Origin of the sequence: Photorhabdus bodei, from assembly GCF_003287735.1 — a bacterium.
Lineage (GTDB): Bacteria > Pseudomonadota > Gammaproteobacteria > Enterobacterales > Enterobacteriaceae > Photorhabdus > Photorhabdus kayaii.
Genome location: NZ_NSCM01000082.1, coordinates 1 through 5,587, shown reverse-complemented (window position 1 = coordinate 5,587; position 5,587 = coordinate 1). Strand labels below are relative to the sequence as shown.

Genomic DNA, 5,587 nt, shown 5'->3' with positions numbered 1-5,587 from the left:
ATTCCTGCATTTTTCATTTGTATCATGAACGTTTTATCATTCATCATGGCTTGGGGTATCAGATGGTGGTCTCTCATTGTTGCTGGACCATAAAGTCTTCGCCATTCAGGGCTCACTCGGGAAAGTCTATTTTTGGTCACACCAGTAACAACCATCAATCCAAAGAGGTCAATCCAATTGACCGGATCATGAACATACCCGTACGGGTTAAATCCTCCACTAAGATTCAAAGGATCTGGCGATAAGTACTGTTCCGTTTCCCTGTCGTAATAACGGTGCCGGTTATAAAACAGCCCGCTTTCCTCGTCTTCGTACTGACCACAAAAGGGGCATCAGCTCCGAGGCAGTCATACTTACAGGGCGATGCCAGCCCGCACAGGACAAGGCTTTCAGAAGGACGCGTTTCGCCCATTTTTCTCCTGCAACTTTTTTTGACCCGACGTGCCTTTTCAGGATGTGTGCACGCTACCGCCATACCCTGACGCCCTTATCCGGTCTGCACATTGAGCAGTATAGCGGCGGTGTTAGCTGCCGTTAACCCCTTGTGTGTATTTGCTGACGTGTTTGTACACCGCCTTTCAACCTGCCAGAACCGGGTTTTATCGATAACCCGGGGCGGCGGGGCAGCTTGTCTGCGCCGCTGACGCGGGTTGGCCGGGTGCGGGCGGGCCAGGCCCGCAGGTGAAGCTTTTCAGCGGGGAGCCCCCGCCCGCGGGGGCGGACGGGGCGGAGATGGCGAGTACGGAGACGAGCGAGGAGCCTGCGACTGCGAGCCGGACGCAGCCAGTGCAGCAGGGTTGGGCGGGGGCAATAAACCGCGGCCAGCTTGCTGGCCTGCCTTCAGGGCCGTTGACCCTGACGGACTGACCGACAACGGTTTAAGGCGGATGTTAACACCGGAGCCGCCACGGACGGCGGCGACTGCGGCGGCGGGATTTTGCATTGAGGCTGACAGCAGCGGGCGCAGCCCGGTGCGCCATGGGGGCTAAGAGGCCCCACCCGGCGGCCAGCCGCTCACCGGGGTTGAGGTGGCCGCGCAGCGCCCATTGGTGGGCGGCGCCGACATAATGTTTGTTAAGCGCGGCGGGCCGTTCAGGCCCATTGCGCTTAATGCCACATTATGTTCAATGGCGGCTGACCGGCAACGACGGTCACAGAGAACGCCGGGGTTCAGCGCCGGGCGGCCGGCATTTACTGCCGGGCACGCCGGAGGTAGGGAGGCAGTCTGTGCGCAGGGACGCGCGCAGTCTGCCTTTCACTGCACCCCACACGCTCACAGGGAAGCGGCTAACTTTAAAGACTGTCCGGCAACACAGCGCGTTCAGACCGGCTTCGGGCTGTCCGGCTTGTCGCTATCGGCCTGTTTGTCGTCTGACGGCGTTGCCTGCTTTGACTGCCGTTCTGCCGGGTGCGTCTGCTCATGCACTTTCTTTAAGTGACCGATAGCCACCCGCGTATAGATTTGGGTGGCGTCCAGACTCGCATGGCCTAATATCGCCTGGATGTGCCGGGTATCCGCGCCGTTCTCTAACATCTGCGTCGCCATGCTGTGCCGGAACAGGTGACAGCCGCCGGGTTTGTCGATGTCGGCGCGATGAAGGGCGTTGCGCACTATCTGGGTCATCGTGCCCTCAGCCAGCGCTTTGCCTCGCTGTGACACGAACAGATACCCCGGATCGGGTCCCCATATCAGGCGCGGGCGGACATCATTCAGGTAACGTTGCAGCCAGTGCCGCGCCGATTCGCCGAACGGCACTACCCGGTCTTTGCGTCCTTTGCCCAGCCGGACAAACAGCATGCCGCGCTCAAAGTCGACATCACTGACCTGCAACCGCTGGACTTCTGAACGCCGGATGCCGCTGCTCCACAGTGTTTCCATCACGGCGCGGTCACGCACGCTCAGCGGGTTATTATCGTCGGTCAGGCTCAGGACGCGCCGGGTTTCCTGCTCACTGAGCATGCCCCACGGTAAACGCCGTTCCGGGCGTGGCAGCTCCAGTTCCCGCGCCGGGTTATACAGCAGATGTTGCCGCTTTGTCAGCCAGCTAAACAGGTTACGCACGCTGGTCAGCTTTTTCACGAGCGTGCTGGCCGTGAGGGGACGACCGTGACGATTTTTCTGCGCGGCCAGTCCCCGCTGCCAGCTTTCCAGCTGGGCGAAGCTCACCTGCTGCGCGGTGGTGAGTCCCCGTTCGTCACACCAGCGGACGAACTCCAGCAGGTTACTCCGGTAATGCGCCCGGGTTTCCCGCGTATAGCGCAGGGCGTCAAGGTGTTCAAGGAAGTGCTGGATGTGTTGTCTGAGTGTCGTTGATGCCATGAGAAGCTCCTGTCTGTGTGATAAGGAATGGGATTACGATGTGTTGATTTACGCTTCCCGGAACCGTGTTTTTGGGTGTTGTCCGACCGCTTTGCCGTGAAGCCTTGCGGTGTCTGCCCCGGTGCTGACTTTGCGTATCCGACCGCCTGCCGACCGTGCCCCGACTGATGGGCGACCGATGATTCTTTTACCCCGACCGGAATAAGTCATACCTGCCCTGTCACGGTTACGATGTGTTGATTTACTCTTCCCGGAACTGTGTTTTTTGATGTTGTCCGACCGCTTTGCCATGAAGCCTTGTGGTGCCTGCCTTGGCGCTGATTTTGCGTATCCGACCGCCCGCCGACCATGCTCCGACTGATGGGCGACCGCTGATTCTTTTACCCCGACTGGAACCCGTCATACCCGCCCTGTCATGGCACGATAAGGCCGCACAAGTGCGCAGTATCACTGTCTTCACCGTCAAACAGCAGCTCATAGGCGAACGTCAGCCCGCGCCGGTGCAACAACAGGTATTCCATTTCAACCAGCCGGGCGAGATGGATTTTCAGTTGCGTATCGCCCCACTGCACTGCGTCGCGCAACTGTTTACGGGTAAAAATCATTTCATGGCGCGGCTGGCCGCCGGCTTTTATCCAGTCCTGTATCAGCAATAACAGCTTGCGGGTCTGTGGTGGCATTTCGTCAAGCGTCCGGCCTAAGATTTCATGCGCAAGCTGGTTTGCAAGCCGGATATCGTCTTGGGTCACTTCGATGTAGTCCAGCTTTCGGCCGCGATGTTCGGCGGTCTTGATTTCCCGCTGGTACTGATGCAGCAGGGCAATACTCTGGATGAGCGTCAGGTACTTCATATGGTCACGGCGGGTGCGGGTTTTGTCAGACATAAAGGTCAGCTGATGCGCATACGGATTGACCACATTGAGCGGTTTCAGCAACCGTTGGGCGTTCTGGTGAAGCGCGGTGAGATAGTCCCGCTCGCTCTCGGCCAGTAACCCTTCGAGGGTTTGTTTGTGGCGCTGCAACGTATGGATGGCTTCGGTCTGCTCGCGCGATTCATTCACCGTCAGCACCAGACAGCGATTTAATAACTCTTCATCCACATCAATGGCGGTGGTGGTTAACATCAGCATGACCGGGCCTTTCACCGTGTAGCTTTTGGTCACCAGATTGCCCGTGGCTTCATCTTTGCCCGTGCTTGCCATTGTCAGCTCGCCGTCCGACTGCAACAGCTTCAACGCATAAGCGGCCTGCCGCACCCCTTCCTCTTCGGCAATGGCCAGGATTTTATGCTGGAGATTGGTTTCCCCCAGATAGAACAGGCTTTGCCCGGTCATGGCGCTGTACTGGAGGCGTTCCTCTTTCGGTATCAGGTTCAGCACGGCGTCCATCAGTGACGATTTCCCGGCGGCGCTGCTGCTCTGTATCAGGACGGCTAAGGGTTTGGGCAGTTTACGGCTGACCGCCGCCAGATAGGCCGCCAGCAGATTGGTGGATTCGCCGACCACGCCACAGGCGGCTAAATCGGACGTGATGCGCCCGACCAGTTGCGGGTCTTCCAGCAAAGCCAGCGCGGTCTGCTGTTCATCGGCACTCAGGGATTTGGCCGCCTGAACGGTTTCTGCTGCGGCCCACGCGCGTTGCTCCAGCACCAGTAATACCCGCCCCAGCTCACGCTTAATCAGCGTTTCCGGCAGGGCCAGCTCCTGAGTGGCCTGACGTACGAACCCCGCCCGGGCACGGGCGCTCAGAATATCGAGGCTGTCCACGAACAGTGCGCCGCTGTTTTTATCCACAACCTGTACATTGACTTTCATCACCGCGCCGATTTTCTGTGGTACGCCGCGCAGCCGCCATTCCTGCCCATCCTGTTGGATAACGATATCGCCGTTCTCTGCTAACGTGGTCACGACGCCCGGTTCGGGCACTAATGCCGCCGAAGAGACCGGCGCAACCGCAGCCGTATTTGGGGCTGCCGGCGGCATTTTCGCCGGCTCACCGAGCCATTGTGCCGCCTCCAGTAACTGACCGAAGGCGTTTTCCGGGTTCGCCACCTCGCAGCTAAACCGGTTGGCATCGCGGCCTTCGGGGAACACCACCCGCCAGACATCCAGCCCCGCCAGTTGCAGTTCTGCCGCCAGCGCGGCGGCGGCTTCATTGCCGGCTTTGTCATTGTCATAGGCAATATGCACCTGTTTGACACCGTGCTGTCGGAACGCCTGCCGGTGAGCGTCGGTGAAGCCGTGTACCCCATACGAACAGGTCACATGGCGATACCCCGCGCACCAGAAGGACATCGCATCAATCAGAGATTCACACAGAATAACCGAGGCCGAACCGGCCAGCCCCGCTTCATTCCAGACGCCGCCATGCGTGCCCGGCAGATACAGATGCAACGGCGTGCCTGCCCGCAGACGGTCTGTGATTTTGCGGCCGTACATTTCGTGTATCTGGCCGTGCATCCCGATAACGGGCACCACTAACGAGCCGTTGAAGTGTTCATGACCGCTGTCACGCAGTAACCCGACCGCCTGAAGCTGAGCGCGGATTTCGGCCCCGGCTTTGAGTTTTTTATCCGGCAGCCGGTAGCTGAGCGTGCGGTTGGCAAAGCCGAGTTTAAAGTGGCTGACCAGTTCGGGATGGTCGAGGCGGCGTTTTTTCAGGTACTGTTGAACCTCTGAGGACGTCAGTAAAGTCTGGTGATAGAACTCAACCACCCGGGCTAATAATGTCTGCCGCCCGGCTTCTTCTGCCACGGAGGGGACCGCTGGCAGCGTTTCCACCGCGGAATTGGCCCCCAGTTCTGCACGCAACCGTTCACAGGCATGACGCAGGCTGAGCCGCTCGGTTTTCATCACCCAGTCCAGCACGGAGCCGCCGGCATTACAACCGAAGCAGTGATAGAGATTTTTGGCGGGTGACAGCACCATTGACGGGGTTTTCTCCTGATGGAACGGGCACAGCAGCACGTAATCTTTGCCGCGTTTAAAGAGCTGTCGCCCCTGTTGTTCCACCACGGCGACTAAGGAGACGGCGGCTTTCAGGTGCTGTAATTCGGCTTCGGGAATGCGGGCCATATCGTTAATCCTTTAAAAAATACGTCAAGGTCTATATTGACCTATTTTAAACAGGACATTAGAATACTTTCAAGAATTAATTTTCAGGAGGGGATTTAGCATGTGGAACAAACAACTAACTTGGCTATGTTTGTCCATGACTGATTTTGGTAAAAACCTCTCATCTATTCGTAAATCAAGGCAGTTAACACAA

The 5,587-nt window shown here is 58.1% G+C and carries 4 protein-coding genes and 1 pseudogene; all 5 read right to left on the bottom strand.

The features are described from left to right. Positions 1–155: 155 nt before the first annotated feature. Positions 156–326 (bottom strand): annotated as a pseudogene (locus CKY02_RS26820) (RHS repeat-associated core domain-containing protein); the annotation flags it as partial. A 995-nt stretch (positions 327–1,321) separates the two neighbouring features. Next, the gene (gene xerC / locus CKY02_RS22145) at positions 1,322–2,320 is read right to left on the bottom strand and encodes a site-specific tyrosine recombinase XerC (RefSeq protein WP_112896919.1); all 999 of its coding nucleotides are present in this window, start codon (positions 2,318–2,320) and stop codon (positions 1,322–1,324) included. Positions 2,321–2,368: 48 nt separating this feature from the next. After that, positions 2,369–2,530 (bottom strand): hypothetical protein, encoded by a 162-nt coding sequence (locus CKY02_RS25070; protein WP_167405359.1) that lies wholly within the window; start codon positions 2,528–2,530, stop codon positions 2,369–2,371. Between the two features lie 31 nt (positions 2,531–2,561). Then, the gene (locus tag CKY02_RS24160) at positions 2,562–2,771 is read right to left on the bottom strand and encodes a hypothetical protein (RefSeq protein ID WP_146747485.1); all 210 of its coding nucleotides are present in this window, start codon (positions 2,769–2,771) and stop codon (positions 2,562–2,564) included. Further along, entirely contained in the window at positions 2,734–5,394 is a 2,661-nt protein-coding gene (locus tag CKY02_RS22140) for a CHC2 zinc finger domain-containing protein (protein ID WP_112896918.1), read from the bottom strand. Before CKY02_RS22140 ends, CKY02_RS24160 begins: the two co-directional genes overlap by 38 nt. Between the last annotated feature and the right edge of the window lie 193 nt (positions 5,395–5,587).

What these genes read in the sequence shown, in the direction of transcription:
- xerC (WP_112896919.1), bottom strand. Translation starts at nt 2,320, where the DNA reads ATGGCATCAACGACACTCAGACAACACATCCAGCACTTCCTTGAACAC.
- CKY02_RS25070 (WP_167405359.1), bottom strand. Translation starts at nt 2,530, where the DNA reads ATGACTTATTCCGGTCGGGGTAAAAGAATCATCGGTCGCCCATCAGTC.
- CKY02_RS22140 (WP_112896918.1), bottom strand. Translation starts at nt 5,394, where the DNA reads ATGGCCCGCATTCCCGAAGCCGAATTACAGCACCTGAAAGCCGCCGTC.